Consider the following 924-nt stretch of genomic DNA (forward strand, 5'->3'; position numbering starts at 1 on the left):
GGGTTTTGGTTTGAGTAGTTATCAGCCTTATAATTCCCAGCATCTGGACTAAATTTATTTGCGTAGCTGTAGTTTCTGCCAAAACCCAAAGAGTGCCATACATCATAGCTTTGATCAAGCTTTTTACCAAGCATAAAAGATGTCTGTTCTATTATCATATCATCAAGCATTTTTTGTATAAAATATGCTTCATCTTTTACTACGATTTTTTCATCTGTTAAATCATTTTTATTAAGTAAAAACATTTTATCAGTTAAGCTAATCTTTGAGAGTAAATTTGTATCAGTATCTTTAGGGATAGCATAATATGCGTTACTGCCTTGATAATATAGTAAATCTTTATTGTCTGAGTATATGACATAATCTTTATATTTTTTGCTTGTTATTGGCTCATTGTTTTTGATGCCGATATAGTTTTCGCTCTCATTTTCGCTAATTATATGAAAATTTCTATCAGTTTGATAAATATCAGCTCTTTTTTTAGATATTTCTTCATTTTGCTTTATAATGTCTGTATATTTGTCAAATTTAAAGTTAATTAAATCTAAATTTGTTTGAAAAGATTTTATATCCATAGGCTATTCCTTTTTAATGACTAGGCTGCTTAGCTTTTTAGTAGAAATTTTACTTAAAATCTCTTTTTATTTGAAATATAATCCATAAATCGGCGATAACAAAAATAGGTTAATATATTTTGGTTTATTTTAAACTCTTTAAATAATGTTATAAAGTTTCAAACTATACACTCGTTTAAACCCAAATTCTAAGCGGTTTTGGGTAAAATTTATCCTTATCATCTATTAAATTTATATCATTTTGATTATTTGGCATAAATCTAGTGTAAATTTGATCTATGATTATGGTTTTACCATCTTTTGTTTGGAGTGCGAATTTGTTATTTGATAGCTTTTTGATTATCTCCAA

1 protein-coding gene is annotated in these 924 nt (G+C 26.6%); it reads right to left on the reverse strand.

The features are described from left to right. Nucleotides 1-575 (reverse strand): hypothetical protein (locus CCAL9328_RS10600; protein ID WP_170000632.1); only part of this gene is annotated, 575 nt, incomplete at its 3' end. Between the last annotated feature and the right edge of the window lie 349 nt (nucleotides 576-924).

This window comes from Campylobacter sp. RM9328 (assembly GCF_012978615.1).